Here is a 16,418-nt window from a genome sequence, read left to right on the forward strand (position 1 = left end):
GCCGGGGCCGTCCTCAAGTCGTGGGTGGCCGGGCCGAGCCCGGCCATGACGCGGAGAGGGTTGTGCAGGCTGGACGACCGACAGTTTCACAAGCGCTGAGCAGCTCGAGCAGGCTGTGCAGGACAGGAACGATGGCAGCGGGGGAGGGGCAGCGCTCACGCCGACTTTCGCTCCGGTCTTTGCCTGCGGCAACGAACGTCCTATCAATGGGGGCGGCGTCCGCCCCGGGGGCATGAAGAGGCGCCGCGGGATGGAACGGCATGGTTTCCCTGCGGGTGATCGATACGAAGAGGGATCTCGCTCCCGTGCCCGCCGTGGCGCTGGAGGACGTCTCCATCGTCTATGGCGGGACCGGCGGCCCTGCCTATGAGGCCGTCGCCCCGACCTCGCTCGCCGTGGGCAACGCCGAGTTCGTCGCCATCGTCGGGCCCACGGGCTGCGGCAAGTCGACCTTGCTCAACGCCGCGGCGGGCCTGCTGAAGCCCGCCGGAGGCTCCGTCTCGGTGTTCGGCCAGCCGCTTGCGGGGCTCAACGCCAAGGCCGGCTATCTCTTCCAGCAGGACGCCCTGATGCCGTGGAAGACGGCCAGGGACAACGTGGCCATCGCCCTCGAGGTGGCCGACAGGCCGCGCGCCGAGGCGCTAGAGAAAGCGCAGGCCTGGCTCACCAAAGTGGGCCTGGCTCCGTTCGCCGACCGCTACCCGCACCAGCTCTCGGGTGGCCAGCGCAAGCGCGTGGGCCTCGCCCAGGTGCTCATCCGCAATCCCAAGATCCTGCTGATGGACGAGCCCTTCGGGCCGCTCGACGCCCAGACGCGGATCATCATGGGCGGGCTGCTGCTCGACCTGTGGGCGACCGACCGCAAGGCCGTGATGTTCGTGACCCACGACCTGGAGGAGGCGATCGCACTGGCGGACCGCGTCGTGATCATGTCGGCCGGGCCGCGCGCCCGGATCATCGGCGATCACGCCATCGACCTGCCGCGTCCCCGGGACGTGGCCGAGATCCGCCTGGAACCGCGCTTCCATGCCCTGCACAAGGCGATCTGGGGCCAGTTGCGGGCCGAGGTGCTGAAGGCCTACGGAGGCACGCCGTGACGCCCATCCCGCGTGGCCGCCTCCTGTTCTGGCAGGTCCTCGTGGCCGTCGTCGCACTCACCGTGTGGCAGGTCGGCGCGACGGTGCCGATCGGCGGCACCTACCTGCTGCCGAAGTTCTTCTTCTCCACGCCGGCCGACGTGGGTGCGCGGATCTGGAAGCTGTTCGCGACGGGCTCGATCTGGAAGCATCTGTGGATCACGCTCACAGAGACCGCGCTGGCCTTCATCATCGGCGCGGTGGGCGGCGTGGTCTTCGGCTTCTGGTTCGCCCGCAAGCCGATGGTGGCCGCCATCTTCGATCCCTACGTCAAGATGGCGAACGCGCTGCCGCGCGTCGTGCTGGCGCCGATCTTCATGCTGTGGCTGGGCCTGGGCATCTGGTCGAAGGTGGCGCTGGGCGTGACGCTCGTCTTCTTCATCGTCTTCTTCAACGTCTACCAGGGCGTGAAGGAGGTGAGCCCGGTCGTGCTCGCCAATGCGCGGATGATCGGGATGTCGGAGCGCCAGCTCTTCCGCCACGTGTACTGGCCGTCGGCGCTATCCTGGGTGTTCTCGTCCCTGCACACCTCCGTCGGCTTCGCCCTCGTGGGGGCCGTGGTGGGCGAGTACCTGGGGGCGGCGGCGGGCCTCGGCTACCTCATCCATGAGGCGGAGGGCGTGTTCGACGTCGCCGGCGTCTTCGCCGGCATGGCGATCCTCGCCGCCTTCGTGCTGTTCATCGACTGGATCGTGACCAAGATCGAGAACCGGCTGCTGGTCTGGCGACCGCAGCCCGCCGGCGGCTGAGCCGCCTTCGACGACCTCGCCGGGCAGCCGGCGCAACCAACGCCACAGGGATGGAGACCTCCATGAAGCCCATGACACTCGTTGCCGCCGCGTTCGCGGCCCTGGTGATGGCCGGCACCGCCGCCATGGCCCAGGCTCCGGAAAAGAAGGAGCTGAAGCTCGGCGTGGGCGGCAAGGCGCTGCTCTACTACCTGCCGCTGACGATCGCGGAGCGGAAGGGCTTCTTCAAGGAGCAGGGCCTCGACGTCGAGATCAACGACTTCGCCGGCGGCGCCAAGTCGTTGCAGGCCCTGGTGGGCGGCTCCGTGGACGTGGTCACCGGCGCCTACGAGCACACGATCCGCATGCAGGCCAAGGGCCAGGACATCCGCGCCGTCCTCGAGCTCGGCCGCTTCCCGGGCATCGCGGTCGGCATCCGCAAGGACAAGGCCGCCTCCTACAAGTCGCCCGCCGACCTCAAGGGCATGAAGATCGGCGTCACGGCACCCGGTTCGTCCACCAACATGATGGTCAACTTCCTGCTGGCCCAGGCGGGCCTGACCCCGCAGGACGCGTCGTTCATCGGCGTCGGCAGTGCCGCCTCCGCCGTCGCGGCGATCAAGAAGGGCGAGCTCGACGCCATCTCCCATCTCGAGCCGGTGCTCTCCATGCTGGAGCGCGACGGCGACATCAAGATCGTCGTCGACACCCGGACGGAGGAGGGTACGCGCGCGCTCTTCGGCGGCTCCAATCCGGCCGCGGTCCTGTACCTCAAGAAGGATTTCATCGACCGCAACCCCAACACCACGCAGGCGCTGACCAACGCCCTCTTCAAGGCGCTGAAGTGGATCGACAAGGCCTCGCCCGAGGAGATCGCGGCCGCGGTGCCGGAGGAATACCTCCTGGGCGACAAGGCGCTCTACGTCCTCGCCGTGAAGAACTCCAAGCCGACCTACTCGCAGAACGGCATCGTCTCGGCGGCCGGCATGAAGAGCACCAACGACATGCTGGTGAAGTTCGACGACGAGCTGAAGGGCACGTCGGTGGACCTGTCGAAGACCTTCGACGACCGCTTCGCGAAGAAGGCGGCCGAGGTGGTGAAGTAGTCGGACAGCGAAGGCGGCGTGCGCCCTTTGCCACGCCGTCTCAGCGCTCGGACGGAGCCATTGAAGGACCGGGGCGCGATCGGGATGCCGGTCGCGCGCTCCCCTCGCGGGAGATGCGGGGCGGACGCGGGCCGACGCGGCAGGGAGGTCGTGTCAGACGAACGACTCGAACGGGTTCTTGCTCGTCACCAGCCCGATCGAGTTGCGCAGCTGGTCCACCGAGAACGGCTTCGTCAGCACCACCTGCAGCCCGGCATCCTCGAAGCGGGTGATGTTGTGGCGCTTGCGTTCTTCGTCGGCCATCAGGATGAACGGCGTCGCCGCCCAGTCGTCGCGGCCAGTGACCACCCGCCAGAGATCGAAGCCGGTGATCGGGGCGGTGGCATACTCGCTGATGATGAGACCGAACTTGGTGGACTCGAGCTTCGTGATCGTCTCGCGCAGGCTGGTGGCCGTCTCGACCTCGGAAACGCCGATCTGGGTCAGCATGTCGCTGACGATCCTCGCCATGACGGAGTTGGTTTCGACGACGAGGGCGGGGCCGTTGATCATTCGTTCGTTCTGCGCACCAGGAACACGCAGGACGTATCATGCCAGCCTTAACGGATGGTCTAGCAACCCCGGCGCGTGATGAATGTCATCACTGCTTCTGATTTGTCGCCAGCCCGCGTTCTTGCCACTGTCGGGTCCCTGTTTCCGGAGCGTTCTCGATGAATATTCTGTCGATCCAGTCGCATGTCGCCTATGGCCATGTCGGGAACGCATCGGCCGTGTTTCCGATGCAGCGGCTGGGCTGCGAGGTCTGGCCGATCCACACCGTCCAGTTCTCGAACCACACGGGCTACGGGCAGTGGACAGGCCGGGTGTTCGACGGCCCGATGATCGAGGAACTCGTCGACGGCATCGCGGCCCGCGGCGTGCTGCCGCGCTGCGACGGCGTGCTGTCGGGCTACATGGGCTCGGCCGATATCGGCACGGCCATCCTGCGCTCCGTGCAGCGCGTGCGCGAGGCCAATCCCAAGGCCGTCTATTGCTGCGACCCGGTGATCGGTGACGTCGGACGCGGGGTCTTCGTGCGCCCGGGGATCCCGGAATTCATGCGCGAACAAGCCATCCGCGTCGCCGACATCATCACGCCGAACCAGTTCGAGCTCGAACTCCTGTCGGGCATGGCCTGCCCATCGGTGGACCGGATCACGCCGGCGCTGGCGGCGGTGCATGCGCTGGGGCCGAGGGTGATCCTGCTCACCTCCATGCTCACGCAGGAGACGCCCGAGGACTCGATCGACATGCTGGCCTCCGACGGCACCGGGGCATGGCGGGTGCGCACCCCACGCCTGGAGATCTCCGTGAACGGCGCCGGCGACGCCGTGGCGGCGCTCTTCATGGTCCATTGGATGCGCACGGGATCGGCGGCGGAAGCCCTGGGCCTGGCCTCCTCGTCGATCTACGGCCTGCTGCGTCGCACGGCCGAGGCCGGCTCGCGCGAGATCCTGACGGTGGCGGCCCAGGACGAGTTCGTCTCCCCCAGCCGCCGCTTCACGCCGGAGCCCCTCTGAGAGGGCGTCACGAGATGGCCGCCATGGGGATGACCTCGGCATGAGACTGCGTGTCGCGACCTTCAACGTCGAGAACCTCTCGGCCCGCTGGCGCTTCGCCGAGGCCCAGCGGGAGGAGAGCGCCGCCGCGATGTCGCTCTCCGACTTCAATCACCCGCAGGACCGCAAGGCGGCCGAGCAGACGCTGGCCCTGGCCCTGGAGGACGACAAGCGGCAGATGACCGCGCTGGCCATCGCCGAGACGCGGGCGGACATCCTGTGCCTGCAGGAGGTCGACAGCCTCAAGGCCATGGACGCGTTCTTCGCCAACTACGTCCACCGGGTCTCCGACATCCGCTACGGCCATTTCCAGCTCCTCGACGGCAACGACCGGCGCGGCATCGACGTGGCGTTTGCCGCGCGCCGCAATCTGGTGGAGCAGGGGGCTGTGCGGGTCACCGGCCACGCGGCCATGACCTTCGGCGAGCTCGACGTGTGGGACCGCGAGGTCGGGGCGTTCGGGATCACGCCGGCCGACCGCGTGTTCAACCGCGATTGCCTGATGGTTGACGTCGAACTCGGCAAGCGGGCGCTCACGCTGTTCATCTGCCATCTGAAGTCCATGAACAACGGCCGCGACGACGGCCGCGATGCGACCCGCCCGCTGCGCCGGGCCGAGGCCCGGGCCGTGCGCGCCCTGGTGGAGCGCCGCTTCGGGCCGGGGTGGCGGGACGCACCCTGGATCGTGGCGGGGGACCTCAACGACTATGTCGAGCGCTGCCTGCCGGACGGGACCTGCGAGGCTGCCCGTCCTTCGGGAATCGATCCATTGCTCGACAGCTTCGGCGTGAACCCGGTCGCGAGCCTGCCCGCGCACGAGCGCTGGACGCATTTCCACCGGGCCTGGCAGGAGACGCGGGGCGGCTTCGTCGAAGAACACGTGCAACTCGACTATGTGCTCCTCTCGCCGGCGCTGGCGGGCCAGGACGTCGGCGTCCAGATCCTGCGCCGCGGCATGCCCTACCGCGTGCCGCTCGACCCGCGCGACCCCGACCGCAGCATCCCGCGGCTCGCCACCACGGCCGACCGCTATCCGCGCGTCGGGTGGGATCGCCCCAAGGCCAGCGACCACTGCCCCGTGGTGGTCGAATTCACCTTGCCCAAGCGCGGTGCCATGGGTTGAGTGCCTTGCATCGGCAGAAGGAACTGCACCCCCCGAGGGGACTGGACCCACAGAAGGGACACGCCATGCGCCGCCGCTTCTTCACGCTCGACGTCTTCACCCGACGGCCGCTCGCGGGCAATCCGCTGGCGGTGGTGCTCGATGCCCAGGGGCTGACCGACACAGCCATGCAGGCGATCGCAGGCGAGTTCAACCTGTCGGAGACGGTGTTCGTCCTGCCGCCGGCCGATCCGCACCAGCGTGCCGCCCTGCGCATCTTCACGCCGGCCCGCGAGCTTCCCTTTGCCGGGCATCCGACGGTCGGCACGGCGGTGCTGCTCGGCATGCTCGACCATGGCCACGGCCACGGTGTGGCCGGTTTCGGGCTCGAGGAGAAGGTCGGGCTCGTCACCTGCGTGGTGGAGGTGGCCGGGGAGGGGCACGGCGAGGCCACCTTCACGCTCCCGCGCCTGCCGGAAAGGCTCGGCGGCGCGCCCGAGGCTCGGGCCGTGGCCGCCGCCCTCGGGGTTGCCGAGACGGCCATCGGATTCGACCGTCACGAGCCGGCGCTGTTCTCGGCGGGCGTGGCCTTCACCGTCGTGCCCCTGAAAACGCGCGCCGACGTCGCCGGCGTGCGGACCGATCTGCAGCGCTGGAGCCCGAAGATGGGGGCGCCCGGCCACGCCAATGCCTTCGTCTACTGCCGCGAGCCGGTGGAGGACGGCCACCACTGGCACGCCCGGATGTTCGCGCCCGACATGGGCATCGGCGAGGACCCGGCCACCGGAGCCGCCGTGGCGGCCTTCGCGGGCGCGATCATGGCCTTCGAGGCGCCGGAAGACGGCGACCACCTCTTCATCGTCGAGCAGGGCTACGCGATGGGGCGCCCGTCGCAGATCGCGCTCGGCCTCACCGTCGACGGCGGCGTCCTGACCCGCGCGACCATCGGCGGCTCGGCGGTCGTCGTTTCCGAGGGGGCGCTTCGCCTGTGACCGCGCTTCGCTTTTCCACCGTTTCCACCCTCGACATGCACTTCAGGCAAAAGCCCTGGGACTGGGCCGAAGCCAACGCAGCCCGCATCGACGAGCACTGGGCCGGCCTGCAGGCCTCCAACCCCGCGCTGTACGACGGACCCGTGCTGGTCCTGCACACCGGCGGCCTGGAGGGCGCAGCCTTCCGCGGCGCCTACCTGAAGACGCGCTTCTCCAGGTTCATCGCGTGGCGGGACTTCGGCTTCGAGGACACGGCCATGCGCAACTGCTTCGCCATGGCGGCGCTGCGGGCCTCGGACGGTGCCTACCTGTTGGGCGTGATGGGCGCGCACACCGCCAATGCGGGCCGGATCTATTTCCCGGCCGGGACGCCAGATCCCGACGACATCGTGGGCGACACGGTGGATCTCGCCGGCAGCGTGCTGCGCGAACTCGGGGAGGAGACCGGGCTTGGACCCGCGGACGTGTCCGTGGCCGCCGACTGGACCCTGATCGAGGCACCGGGGCGCGTGGCCTGCATGAAGGAGGTGTCGGTCGGCGGCACGGCCGAGGCCGTGCGCCGGCGGATTATCGACACTCTCGCCACCGAAACGCAGCCGGAGCTGAGCGACATCCACATCGTTCGGCGGCCGGGCGACATCGACGAAGCGCTCATGCCGCCCTACGTCGCGGCTTACCTGCGGCAGCGGCTGGATTGAGCCGGCGCTTTCGCAGCCGGCCCTTGACCTCAGGTCGTCATGTCGGCCGGGACAGTCACGCCCGGATCGCTGGCGGCGAGCCGGCGCGACGGCTCACCCCTCCGGGTAGCCGTGCCGGGCCCGCGAGGCGCGCACCATGGCGGTGGCTTCGCCGTCCCTGCCGGCCTGGCACGCCGCCGCGGCCTGGGCGATCTCGCCCTGGATGGTGTCGTAGACCTTCTGGCCGACGTGGCCGCTGGCGAGGTCGTTGTCCTGCAGGGCTTTCCAGCGGGCGACCGCGCCCGAGCAGCCCGCGCCGTCCGGCAGCTTGAAGCCGGGCGGCGACACGCCCGCCGGCAGGTTGGCATAGGCCGACGACGGCGGAGCGCTGGAGGCCTGAGGGGCGGTGCCGGCCGTGTTGCAGGCGGCAAGACCGAGGGCGACGGCGGCGAGAACGAGACAGCGGCGCATGCGAGGCTCCGGAGCGGACAGAATCGGCGCAAGCATAGACCCGCCGTTGACCGTCGGGCAGGGGCCGCGGTCGAGGTGGCGGTGGCCGCCGTCCAGTCCCTGCGCGGCGCTCCCGCCCCCCAATGCAGAAAGCTGCGAACTGACGCTGGACAACCCGCCGGGACTTCGCTAAACACCCCCTCGTCGCGGGGCTGAGGCCCCGCGAACGCTTTGATGGGCGCATAGCTCAGTTGGTAGAGCAGCTGACTCTTAATCAGCGGGTCCAAGGTTCGAGTCCTTGTGCGCCCACCATCAAAGCCTCGGAGAGCGAGCACTCTCCTTCAGGTCTCCCCAGCGAAGTGCGCTTTTGAAGCTCGTTGGCCGCCGCTCAGCCGCGCCGCGGCGGGACGGGGAGCGTGCCGGCCAGACCATCGTTTCAGATGCTGGATAGACGACGAACGTCAGCGCGCGGCGCTGCTCTGTCGGCGCGTGATGAACCGTCCGAAAGAATACCCTGCTGTAAGCCGACTGATTGTCGTAACCGCACGCTTTCGCAACCGCGGTGATCGATGTGTTGGCTTGCTGCTGTGCTGCCGGAATGCACCTCACCTGCAGCAACGGCAAGTATTTCGCCGGGCCTGATCGTCACGGTCCGATGCGCGAGCGCTCAGCGCTCCGCGCTCCGCGCCTGAGAAGACGGTCCTGAGTGAGACGCCGCCGGACTGTGGTCCCAATCGCTGGCTGCGACCCCGCATGCGGAAGGCACGACATGGCTCGCCAGCGCGTCACCCATCGAGCGCGGAGAGGATCCGGTAGGCCGCGCGAACGCGATCGTCGATCGCAAAGTTGCGATTTGCCAGGATGACCACGCCGGCACGCCTTGCCGGGACGAACGCGACATAGGCTCCGAACCCGTTCGTCGAACCGGTCTTGTTGACCAGCACGTCGGTCCTGGGCGCCTGCGGCGGCACGATCGCAACCGCCGGGTTTGGCTTCAGGACCATGTCGGGAGAGTTGCCGGCCAGGAGCGTGTCGAGCGGCGCGGGATCGTCGTACATCTCCCATCCGAGCCCCTGGACCATGCCTCCGACCCGGTAGTACCCGGTCCGGGTCGCCTTGACCGCACTCGCCATGGTTGGATCCGTCACGAACGCGCCCATCTGGATCTGCACGAACCGTATCATGTCCGCACTGGTGCTCTTCACCCCATAGGCTTCTGCGTCCAGAATGCCGGGGGTGACGCGGACGGGCCTGTCATCCTTCGCGTAGCCGTAAGCATAGGCTGCAAGGCTTGCCGCCGGAATCGTGATGGACGTGCTTTTCAGGCCCAAGGCCGGAAAAAGCGTATTGTCCATCAAGTTTTCGAACGGTTGGCCGGCCGCTCGAGCGGCCAGAAATCCGAACAGGCCAATACTCGTGTTCGAATACAGCCGTTGATGGCCCGGCTTGGCCTGCGGCCTCCAGTCTTTGTAGAATGTCATCATGCCCGCGGATGCAAGGCCCTTCGGAAACTGCAGCGGAAGACCGCCGGCCGTGTATGTCGCCAGGTCGAGCAGGGATCGTTCGGCCAGGGGGCTGCCAGCCACCTCAGGCATGTACCTCTGGACCTTGTCGTCCAGAGCCAGACGCCGCGTGACCTGGAGGTAGGACGCAAGCGTCGCGGTGAAGGTCTTTGAGACCGAGCCGATCTCGAAGATCGTCTCCTGTGTGACGGGCGCGCCGCTTTGCGTCGAGGCCACGCCATGATTGTAGAACTGCACCTGTCCACCGACGGTGACGGCAATGGCCAGGCCCGGAATGCGGTGCTTTGCTGCGATCTGCCGGATGCTTTCAGCGACCACCGCATCCATGGCCGGGCTCACTTGGGCCAAGGCTCGCGCTGCCGGTGCCACGACGGCGGCCCCGGCGAGCCCGTTCACGACGCTGCGGCGCGTGATGAGCGTCCCGCCGGCCGTCGTCGTGCCTTGTGTGGAACCGTCCGAGACGTCTGCTTCCGAACCGTGCGGCATCATCGCGCTCCATCCTTGCGTGCCAGCATCTCGCCCGAGACGTCGCCGCACGCAACTCCGCGCGCCGGTGTTGGCAAGATCGCCGCGAAGACGGCGGTGATCCGCCTTGCGCGGCTCACAGGCGCAGCGCTGGAGCGTCGGCGCGCGGCGCCGGTCGTGCAACTCTTTGGTCTTTTCAAAGATTGACCAGTATCTCCGGGCCGAACTGGAGGACATGACGCTACGCACGCCTCATCTCAAAGCCCAGAACCTTGGGGAGCGGCCGACGAACGCGGGGTGTCCAGTGGCGGGGAGGGACCATCCGGGTATACGCAAGGCTTTCGTCCAACTCGGCGGACCTCGAAGAGCCTCGGATGGGCCCGTCGATCGGCTCGATCGTCGCCCGCGCAAGCGCTGGCGTCCGCGTGACGCGGGGCTTCGCCAGGAGTAGATCGCCTGGCGGGCCATGGTCGCCATAACGGCCGGCAAAGATGTCGCGTCGATGCTTTTCCGTTGCTAGGCCGATATCCCTACACTCGGCGTGGGCGCCGGGCGGATGGAGGGATCGACCGGTTTCGAGCGACATGAGGAGCGTTCAACACGCCCGACTCTTGCGAGACGGTAATGGTTTGTGAGGCAATTGTTGACACTCTTGATCGATCTCACGGTGCATCGCCAATTGTTCTTTCGCTTATCTCCGTTGTGTGATTTAAGCTGTGGCGAATCGCATCGCCCACAAGAGGAACAGTCATGGCCGATGATACTCAGCTCACTTTGATCGAGCTTGCCGCGGGAATTGTCTCAGCCTACGCCGCGAACAACACGGTCCCGGCCAGTGAACTGACCAAGCTCATCGCGGACGTGCACGGCGCGCTCACCCGCGCTTCGACCGGCGTCGTCGAGGTCAAGGAAGAGCCGCTGAAGCCGGCCGTGCCGGTCAAGAAGTCGATCAGCCCGGATTACTTGATCTGCCTCGAGGACGGAAAGCAGTTCAAGTCGCTGAAGCGTCACCTGCGCACCAAGTACAACATGACGCCGGACGAATATCGCGCGAAGTGGGGCCTGCCGTCCGATTACCCGATGGTGGCTCCGAACTACGCCGCGTCCCGCTCGCAGCTCGCCAAGAGCATGGGCCTGGGCCAGCAGCGTCGCAAGCCGGCGCCCGAGCCGGCGCCGAAGGCCAAGGGTGGCCGCGGCCGCAAGAAGGCCGCCTGATTTTTTCGATCGTCTCGGCGAGAAAGAAAGCCGGCCCGCGAGGGCCGGCTTTTTGCGTTGTGGCTCGTCGTGTCCGAACCACACGCCCCGCGAGGCGCGTGGCCTGCGTCAGCCACGCCCGATCTGCACCACGCGAAGATTGTTGGTGGTGCCCGCCTGGGCGAAGGGAATGCCCGCCACCACCACGATCGCGTCGTTGGGCCGAGCGAACTCTTCGGAGAGGGAGCGGGCCGTCGCCATGTCCACCATCTCCTCGTAGGTGTGCACGTCGTCGGCCCACAGGCTGTGGGCGCCCCACAGGAGGCAGAGGCGGCGCGAGACGGCGAGATCGGGCGTGATGGCCAGGACCTGCACGGCCGGGCGCTTGCGCGCGATGCGCGCGGCGGTGGTGCCGCTGGACGTAAAGGCGACGATGCAGGGCGCGTGGATCGCCTCCGCTAGGTCGGCCGCCGCGGCCGCGACGGCGTGCGGGGCGGTGACGTCCTCGCCGGGCTCGGAGGAGGCGCTGACGATGGACCGGTAGAGCTTGTGGCCTTCGGTCGAGCGGATGATGCGATCCATCATCTCGACGGCTTCGCGCGGATACTGGCCGGACGCGGACTCCGCCGACAGCATGACCGCGTCAGCGCCATCGTAGATGGCGGTGGCCACGTCCGAGGCCTCGGCCCTCGTGGGGGCGGGCGCCGACACCATCGAGTCCAGCATCTGGGTTGCCACGATCACGGGCTTCACCGCCTTGCGGCAAGCGCGGACCAATTCCTTCTGGCGCCCGGGCACCTGTTCGTGCGGGATCTCGACGCCCAGGTCGCCGCGCGCCACCATCACTGCGTCCGACAGGCGGATGATGTCGTCGATCTGGTCGAAGGCTGCCGGCTTCTCGATCTTGGCCACCAGGCCAGCCTTGTCGCCCACGAGCCCGCGGGCCTCGATCATGTCGCCCGGCCGCTGCACGAACGAAAGCGCCACCCAGTCGACGCCGAGTTCGAGGCCGAAGGCGAGGTCGGCGCGGTCCTTGGGCGTGAGCGGCGAGATGTCGAGCACGCAGCCGGGCACGTTGACGCCCTTGCGGTTCGAGATCGTGCCGGCGACCACCGCCTTGGCGTCGATGAAGTCCTGGCCCACGCCGGTGACGCGCACGCGCACGCGCCCGTCGTCGATGAGCAGGTCGTCGCCGGGCGACAGGGCCGCGTAGATCTCGGGATGCTTCAGCGGGATCGACATCGCGTCGCCTTCGCCGCCCTCCAGGACGAAGCGCACCGGCTCGCCCGCCGCCACCTGGATCTTGCCGTCCTTCACGGTGCCGACGCGCAGCTTGGGGCCCTGCAGGTCCATGAGGATGGCGATGGGACGGTCCACCTCCTTCTCCAGCGCGCGGATGGCGGCGTGGACCTTGGCGTGGTCTTCATGCGTGCCGTGGCTGAAGTTCAACCGGAAGGTGTCGACGCCCGCCAGGAACAGGGTCTTGAGCATCTCGGGGGACGCGCTGGCCGGTCCGACGGTGGCGACGATCTTGGCTCGGCGGTGACGGCGCATGCTGGTTTGCTCCTGGTCTTCAGGCGGCGCACGATAGCTCGGATGGGCGCTTCGCGCCACGAAATCCGGCTTGAGCCAGGCCTTTGAAAAGTCTCGGGTTTGAGGCGTTCAGTCGCAGCGGATCATGGGAATGCGGTCGGGCATGTCGGCAATGGCCGGCTCGAATGCGCCCGTCCGCGCGTTGCGGATGAGCAGGTGGCCGGAATGGATGCCGAAATAGGCGCCGTGCAAGTGCAGCTTGCCGCGCTCCACCAGGATGCGCACGCAGGGGAAGGTCATCAGGTTTTTCAGGCTGAGCTCGACGGAGGCGAACTCGAGCTTGCGCAGATAGGTGCCGTCGTCATCGGCCGGGCGACGCCCGAGGCTCTCGGCCGCCGGGGCGATCTGCGACATCCAGCGGCCGATGAAATCGCCCGGCGACAGGGGCTCCTGCTCGTCGGCGAAGGCGCGGATGCCGCCGCAGAACATGTGGCCGAGCACCACGATGTGTTTCACGCGCAGCGCCTGCACGCCGAACTCCAGGGCCGCGCTCGTGCCGTGCTGGGAATCCCGGTCGGGTTCATAGGGCGGCACGATGTTGGCGACGTTGCGCACCACCAGGAGCTCGCCCGGATTGGCGTCGAAGATGACTTCCGGCGAGACGCGCGAATCCACGCAGCCCACCACCATGATCTCGGGCCGTTGCCCGGCTTCCGCCAACTGCTGGTAGCGGGACTGCTCGGCATTGAAGCGCCCCTCGAGGAAGGCGCGGTAGCCATCGGTCAGCCGGTCGGGGAACATGGGGCACCTCGCGAGGGAACCACGGGTTGCAAGCACGCCCCGTGCCGAGGGAGGCTTTACCGGCTTAGGCGCGGGGAATCCACCCTCACCATGGCTGGGGGTCGCTGGCCGCTCCCTCATGACTCAGGGTCGCTTGGCGCTCCCTGCGCCGACCGCTATCCTGCGGTTCGAAAACAGGGAGCCGCTTTGCGGGACGGTGATGGCGTCATTCTTGAAATCGCTCTGGAGCCAGGTGACGGGGAGCGGCGGTGCCGCAGCGTCCGCGCCGGCCGAGGAGGAAGCCATCGAATACAACGGCTATCGCATCGTGGCGGCGCCGTTCGCCGACGGGGGCCAGTTCCAGACGGCGGGGCGGATCGAGAAGGAGATCGACGGCACCCTCAAGGAGCACCGATTCATTCGCGCCGAGAAGCATCCCAGCCGGGACGAGGCGGTGTCGTTCTCTGTGACCAAGGGCAAGCAGATCTGCGACCAGCAAGGCGACCGCATGTTTGCCTGAGCGCGTCGCGCTCCCGTTTCGCGGCGGTCGTACGCGTCCGCCGCTCGTCCGGGCGTGATGGCGAAGTCAGGCCCTTCGGCACTTGAGCCTAACAGGCATAGCGTCCTCTCCCTCCCCTGCAGGGGAGGGTGGATCGCGCGAAGCGCGAGACCAGCGGGGCGGTGCCGCAGGACTTGGCGCCCACAAGCGAGGGGGCACCCTCCCAGCGGCAGCCTCCGCCACGCGGCCTCGTCATTCGCCGCGGTTCCGGGCTGCCGCGGCGGGTCAGTTCAACCGCGCCGCCGGTTCCATCGTCGCGAGCTGTTCGAACCGGCCGAGCGACAGGAGCTGCGCGAAGATCGGCTCCAGCAGGTCGTCCGCCGTCAGGGCCGCCAACTGCTCGCCGGTGAGCTTGCGCAGGCGCGCCCGTTCCACGGTGGAGAAGCCGGTGAGCTTCATGGGATCGCCGGCCGTGGGGGTCCACTGGGCCTCCGCGGGCTCCAGGAGGTCCAGGGCTTCCAGGCGTGCGCAGAAGGCGCGGGTGGCTGCGAGCTGCTGCTCATAGGCCTGGGCGAAGGCCAGCACGTTGCGAAGATACGTCGTGTGCTGCCCGTCAGCGTCGAAGAGGCGTTCGCCGCGCCCGTCCCGATTGCAGCCGGGATAGGTCTCGTCGATGCACAGCGTCAGCGTGTCCGGCGCGGTGTTGGCGAACACGAAGGGATAGCGCCGCAGGAACGCCGGCACGTAGCGACCTCTCCAGGTGCCGCCGACGTCGAGGAACCGGTTTTCTCCGTCGCGGAAGCCCAACACGGCCACCGGGATGCGATCACCGGGACCGCCCGCGAACACGATGGGCATGTCGCCCGAGGCCTGCACGAATTCCGAGAGCATCAGCGGGACGTGGTTCGTGCCGGCCGAGAAGCCGAAATGGCCGACCTCGCGCACGGACAGTTCGCGATGCGTCTCGGCGGACACGGCGGAGATGAGATCGTAGATGAGAAGCTGCTTGGTCATGAAGCCGCGCCTTCCGTTTGGAGTCCTGTTTCGTCGTCGCTCCCGCCCGCACCCCGGCGAGCAGGACCACGGCCTGCGTCAGTGGCCTGCCCCGCGGGATGCCGCGGGGAAGCCTTGTCTCGACGTGCCTCAGCCTTTCGGCAGGTTGTCGAGCGCCTGGGCGAGCCCGCGCATGGACATGGGCAGCACCACGTCCCGCCCCGTGCCGTCCTTGTAGAGGAGGACGGCGTTGCCGGACTGTCCCCGCCAGCGCTTGAGCATGTCGTCCTTGGGCTCGGCGTCGGCGAAGCAGCCCATCGGCAGGCAGCGGCGCCAGCCCAGTTCCTGCGCGCCGGCATCCTTCTCGTCGAGCCCCATCCGCACGCTGCCCGGGAACGAGGCGTTCACCGGCAGCAGGATCGTGAGCTTGAGCGGATCCTTGGCCGACAGGCGCCCGAAGGCGATCTGCGCGACGATGGCCTGCTGGCCCTGCGCCTGGAGCGTCTGCACGATCTCGCACAGCCGCTGCGCCTGCGCGCCCTCGCCGGTGCGCGTGCAGCGCAGCACCCAGTCACCATAGGTGGCCGTGGTCACCTGCGGGTCCGCCGACACGGCGGCGGCGGCCGGGGCCGCGGGGGCTGGCGCCGGCGCGGTCTGCGCCTGGGCCGGCGTGACGGCGGCGAGAGCCGGCCACGCGCCGAGGAAGGCGAGGGCCGGGAGAATCGGCCGCGAAGCCATCCGGGTGCGCCGCGCAGGAGCTGCAATTCTCGACTGAAAAGACATCATGAAACAACGACTCCGAATGCGATGGCTCCTCATGCCGCATGACGTCGCCGAGGTCAACGCAAGCCGAAGGGAAATGAAGGGTAGGGTTATTCTGGCGCGAAGCACTGCAACCGAAAGTTGAAAATTGCGACTACAAGGGCGTGTTGGCGGATAAAACGCGCTGTATTTCTGTCACACTTGCCGTTACATTGGCCGAAAACACTTGGGCCTCTTGGCAAACGCCTCGGGATGCGGCAATTCTGCGCCGTTTCTGAATGTGAATTTATCGCGTCGATTTTTCATCGAGTCGTTCATTCCGGGGTCCCCATGCCGATTTCCGCGTCCGTGAAGTCTCGCCGTTCCCTCGTCCGGCGGGTGTTGATGGGGTCGACTGCACTGGTGGGCTTCAGGAGGGCGGCGGCGGTCGGCGGCATGGCGGCCGGGATGGCGCTGTGGGCAGCTGGCCCGGCGGCAGGGCAAGTCCTTGATCTGATGGGTCAAAGCCAAACCATTACGGACTTCGGTGCCAATACGACAGTCAAGAACGACGGCCCGGGCGCTGCGATTTTGACCGTGGATGTACCGCTGGGCAACCTCACGTTCGGCGGCAGCATCGAGGATGGAACAGCAACGACAAGCCTCACCAAAATTGGAGGAGGAATTCTTACGCTTGACGGGGTTAATACGTATTCTGGCGTGACGACGATTGATAATGGAGAAATTGTACTTGGTATCGGTGGAAAGATTGAGCGTTCAGCTATCTCGCTTTCCATCGGCGCGACGCTGAACGCCTCGTCGGGCAACAAGTCGATCGTTTCGCTAGAAGGCGCCGGCGGCACGGTGACCATCGGGACCAGCACACTGACCCTGACGGGCG

General features: G+C 67.7%; 17 protein-coding genes and 1 tRNA gene. 11 read left to right on the plus strand and 7 right to left on the minus strand.

The window, feature by feature from the left end:
- Positions 1–260: 260 nt before the first annotated feature.
- The 3 genes from Q0Q47_RS26330 to Q0Q47_RS26340 are packed head-to-tail and all read left to right on the plus strand — an operon-like array spanning position 261 to position 2,970.
- Positions 261–1,097 (plus strand): ABC transporter ATP-binding protein, encoded by an 837-nt coding sequence (locus Q0Q47_RS26330; protein WP_293867299.1) that lies wholly within the window; start codon positions 261–263, stop codon positions 1,095–1,097.
- Between the two features lie 5 nt (positions 1,098–1,102).
- A complete protein-coding gene (locus tag Q0Q47_RS26335) occupies positions 1,103–1,885 on the plus strand; it encodes an ABC transporter permease (RefSeq protein WP_293867331.1) in 783 nt (260 codons plus the stop codon).
- Positions 1,886–1,935: 50 nt separating this feature from the next.
- Positions 1,936–2,970 (plus strand): ABC transporter substrate-binding protein, encoded by a 1,035-nt coding sequence (locus Q0Q47_RS26340; protein WP_293867301.1) that lies wholly within the window; start codon positions 1,936–1,938, stop codon positions 2,968–2,970.
- Positions 2,971–3,123: 153 nt separating this feature from the next.
- Here the strand turns inward: Q0Q47_RS26340 and Q0Q47_RS26345 are convergent, their stop codons facing one another.
- Positions 3,124–3,522 (minus strand): response regulator, encoded by a 399-nt coding sequence (locus Q0Q47_RS26345; protein ID WP_293867303.1) that lies wholly within the window; start codon positions 3,520–3,522, stop codon positions 3,124–3,126.
- Between the two features lie 158 nt (positions 3,523–3,680).
- Between Q0Q47_RS26345 and pdxY the strand changes: the two genes are divergently transcribed.
- The 4 genes from pdxY to Q0Q47_RS26365 all read left to right on the plus strand — a co-directional run bounded on the left by pdxY (position 3,681) and on the right by Q0Q47_RS26365 (position 7,360).
- A complete protein-coding gene (pdxY, locus tag Q0Q47_RS26350) occupies positions 3,681–4,529 on the plus strand; it encodes a pyridoxal kinase PdxY (protein ID WP_293867305.1) in 849 nt (282 codons plus the stop codon).
- 40 nt (positions 4,530–4,569) lie between these two features.
- Positions 4,570–5,691, plus strand: coding sequence for an endonuclease/exonuclease/phosphatase family protein (locus Q0Q47_RS26355; RefSeq protein WP_293867307.1), 1,122 nt, complete (start codon positions 4,570–4,572; stop codon positions 5,689–5,691).
- Positions 5,692–5,756: 65 nt separating this feature from the next.
- On the plus strand, positions 5,757–6,662 hold the full coding sequence (locus Q0Q47_RS26360) for a PhzF family phenazine biosynthesis protein (RefSeq protein ID WP_293867309.1): 906 nt from the start codon (positions 5,757–5,759) through the stop codon (positions 6,660–6,662).
- Complete coding sequence (locus tag Q0Q47_RS26365; protein WP_293867311.1) at positions 6,659–7,360, plus strand: NUDIX hydrolase; 702 nt, start codon at positions 6,659–6,661, stop codon at positions 7,358–7,360. Before Q0Q47_RS26360 ends, Q0Q47_RS26365 begins: the two co-directional genes overlap by 4 nt.
- Before the next feature lie 93 nt (positions 7,361–7,453).
- Here the strand turns inward: Q0Q47_RS26365 and Q0Q47_RS26370 are convergent, their stop codons facing one another.
- The gene (locus tag Q0Q47_RS26370; RefSeq protein WP_293867313.1) at positions 7,454–7,810 is read right to left on the minus strand and encodes a hypothetical protein; all 357 of its coding nucleotides are present in this window, start codon (positions 7,808–7,810) and stop codon (positions 7,454–7,456) included.
- A gap of 215 nt (positions 7,811–8,025) precedes the next feature.
- Here Q0Q47_RS26370 and Q0Q47_RS26375 point away from each other — a divergent pair.
- Positions 8,026–8,101, plus strand: a tRNA-Lys gene (locus Q0Q47_RS26375).
- A gap of 473 nt (positions 8,102–8,574) precedes the next feature.
- On the opposite strand, the gene ampC is transcribed toward Q0Q47_RS26375, so the two are convergent.
- A complete protein-coding gene (ampC, locus tag Q0Q47_RS26380) occupies positions 8,575–10,026 on the minus strand; it encodes a class C beta-lactamase (protein WP_293867315.1) in 1,452 nt (483 codons plus the stop codon).
- A gap of 501 nt (positions 10,027–10,527) precedes the next feature.
- Between ampC and Q0Q47_RS26385 the strand changes: the two genes are divergently transcribed.
- Positions 10,528–10,992, plus strand: a complete 465-nt coding sequence (locus Q0Q47_RS26385) for a MucR family transcriptional regulator (protein ID WP_293867317.1) — start codon at positions 10,528–10,530, stop codon at positions 10,990–10,992.
- 108 nt (positions 10,993–11,100) lie between these two features.
- Here the strand turns inward: Q0Q47_RS26385 and pyk are convergent, their stop codons facing one another.
- Together pyk and Q0Q47_RS26395 are read right to left on the minus strand one after the other, a co-directional pair.
- Positions 11,101–12,525, minus strand: a complete 1,425-nt coding sequence (pyk, locus tag Q0Q47_RS26390) for a pyruvate kinase (RefSeq protein ID WP_293867319.1) — start codon at positions 12,523–12,525, stop codon at positions 11,101–11,103.
- A 108-nt stretch (positions 12,526–12,633) separates the two neighbouring features.
- Positions 12,634–13,305, minus strand: a complete 672-nt coding sequence (locus tag Q0Q47_RS26395) for a carbonic anhydrase (protein WP_293867321.1) — start codon at positions 13,303–13,305, stop codon at positions 12,634–12,636.
- 118 nt (positions 13,306–13,423) lie between these two features.
- On the opposite strand from Q0Q47_RS26395, the gene Q0Q47_RS26400 reads away from it, so the two are divergent.
- On the plus strand, positions 13,424–13,804 hold the full coding sequence (locus tag Q0Q47_RS26400; protein WP_293867323.1) for an HlyU family transcriptional regulator: 381 nt from the start codon (positions 13,424–13,426) through the stop codon (positions 13,802–13,804).
- Positions 13,805–14,068: 264 nt separating this feature from the next.
- On the opposite strand, the gene Q0Q47_RS26405 is transcribed toward Q0Q47_RS26400, so the two are convergent.
- Complete coding sequence (locus tag Q0Q47_RS26405) at positions 14,069–14,797, minus strand: SapC family protein (protein ID WP_293867325.1); 729 nt, start codon at positions 14,795–14,797, stop codon at positions 14,069–14,071.
- Between the two features lie 129 nt (positions 14,798–14,926).
- On the minus strand, positions 14,927–15,514 hold the full coding sequence (locus Q0Q47_RS26410; protein WP_293867327.1) for an invasion associated locus B family protein: 588 nt from the start codon (positions 15,512–15,514) through the stop codon (positions 14,927–14,929).
- Between the two features lie 354 nt (positions 15,515–15,868).
- Between Q0Q47_RS26410 and Q0Q47_RS26415 the strand changes: the two genes are divergently transcribed.
- Positions 15,869–16,418: autotransporter-associated beta strand repeat-containing protein (locus tag Q0Q47_RS26415; protein ID WP_293867329.1), on the plus strand; the 550-nt coding region annotated here is incomplete at its 3' end.

This window comes from uncultured Alsobacter sp. (assembly GCF_945952055.1).
In the GTDB taxonomy this organism is placed as follows: domain Bacteria; phylum Pseudomonadota; class Alphaproteobacteria; order Rhizobiales; family Beijerinckiaceae; genus Alsobacter.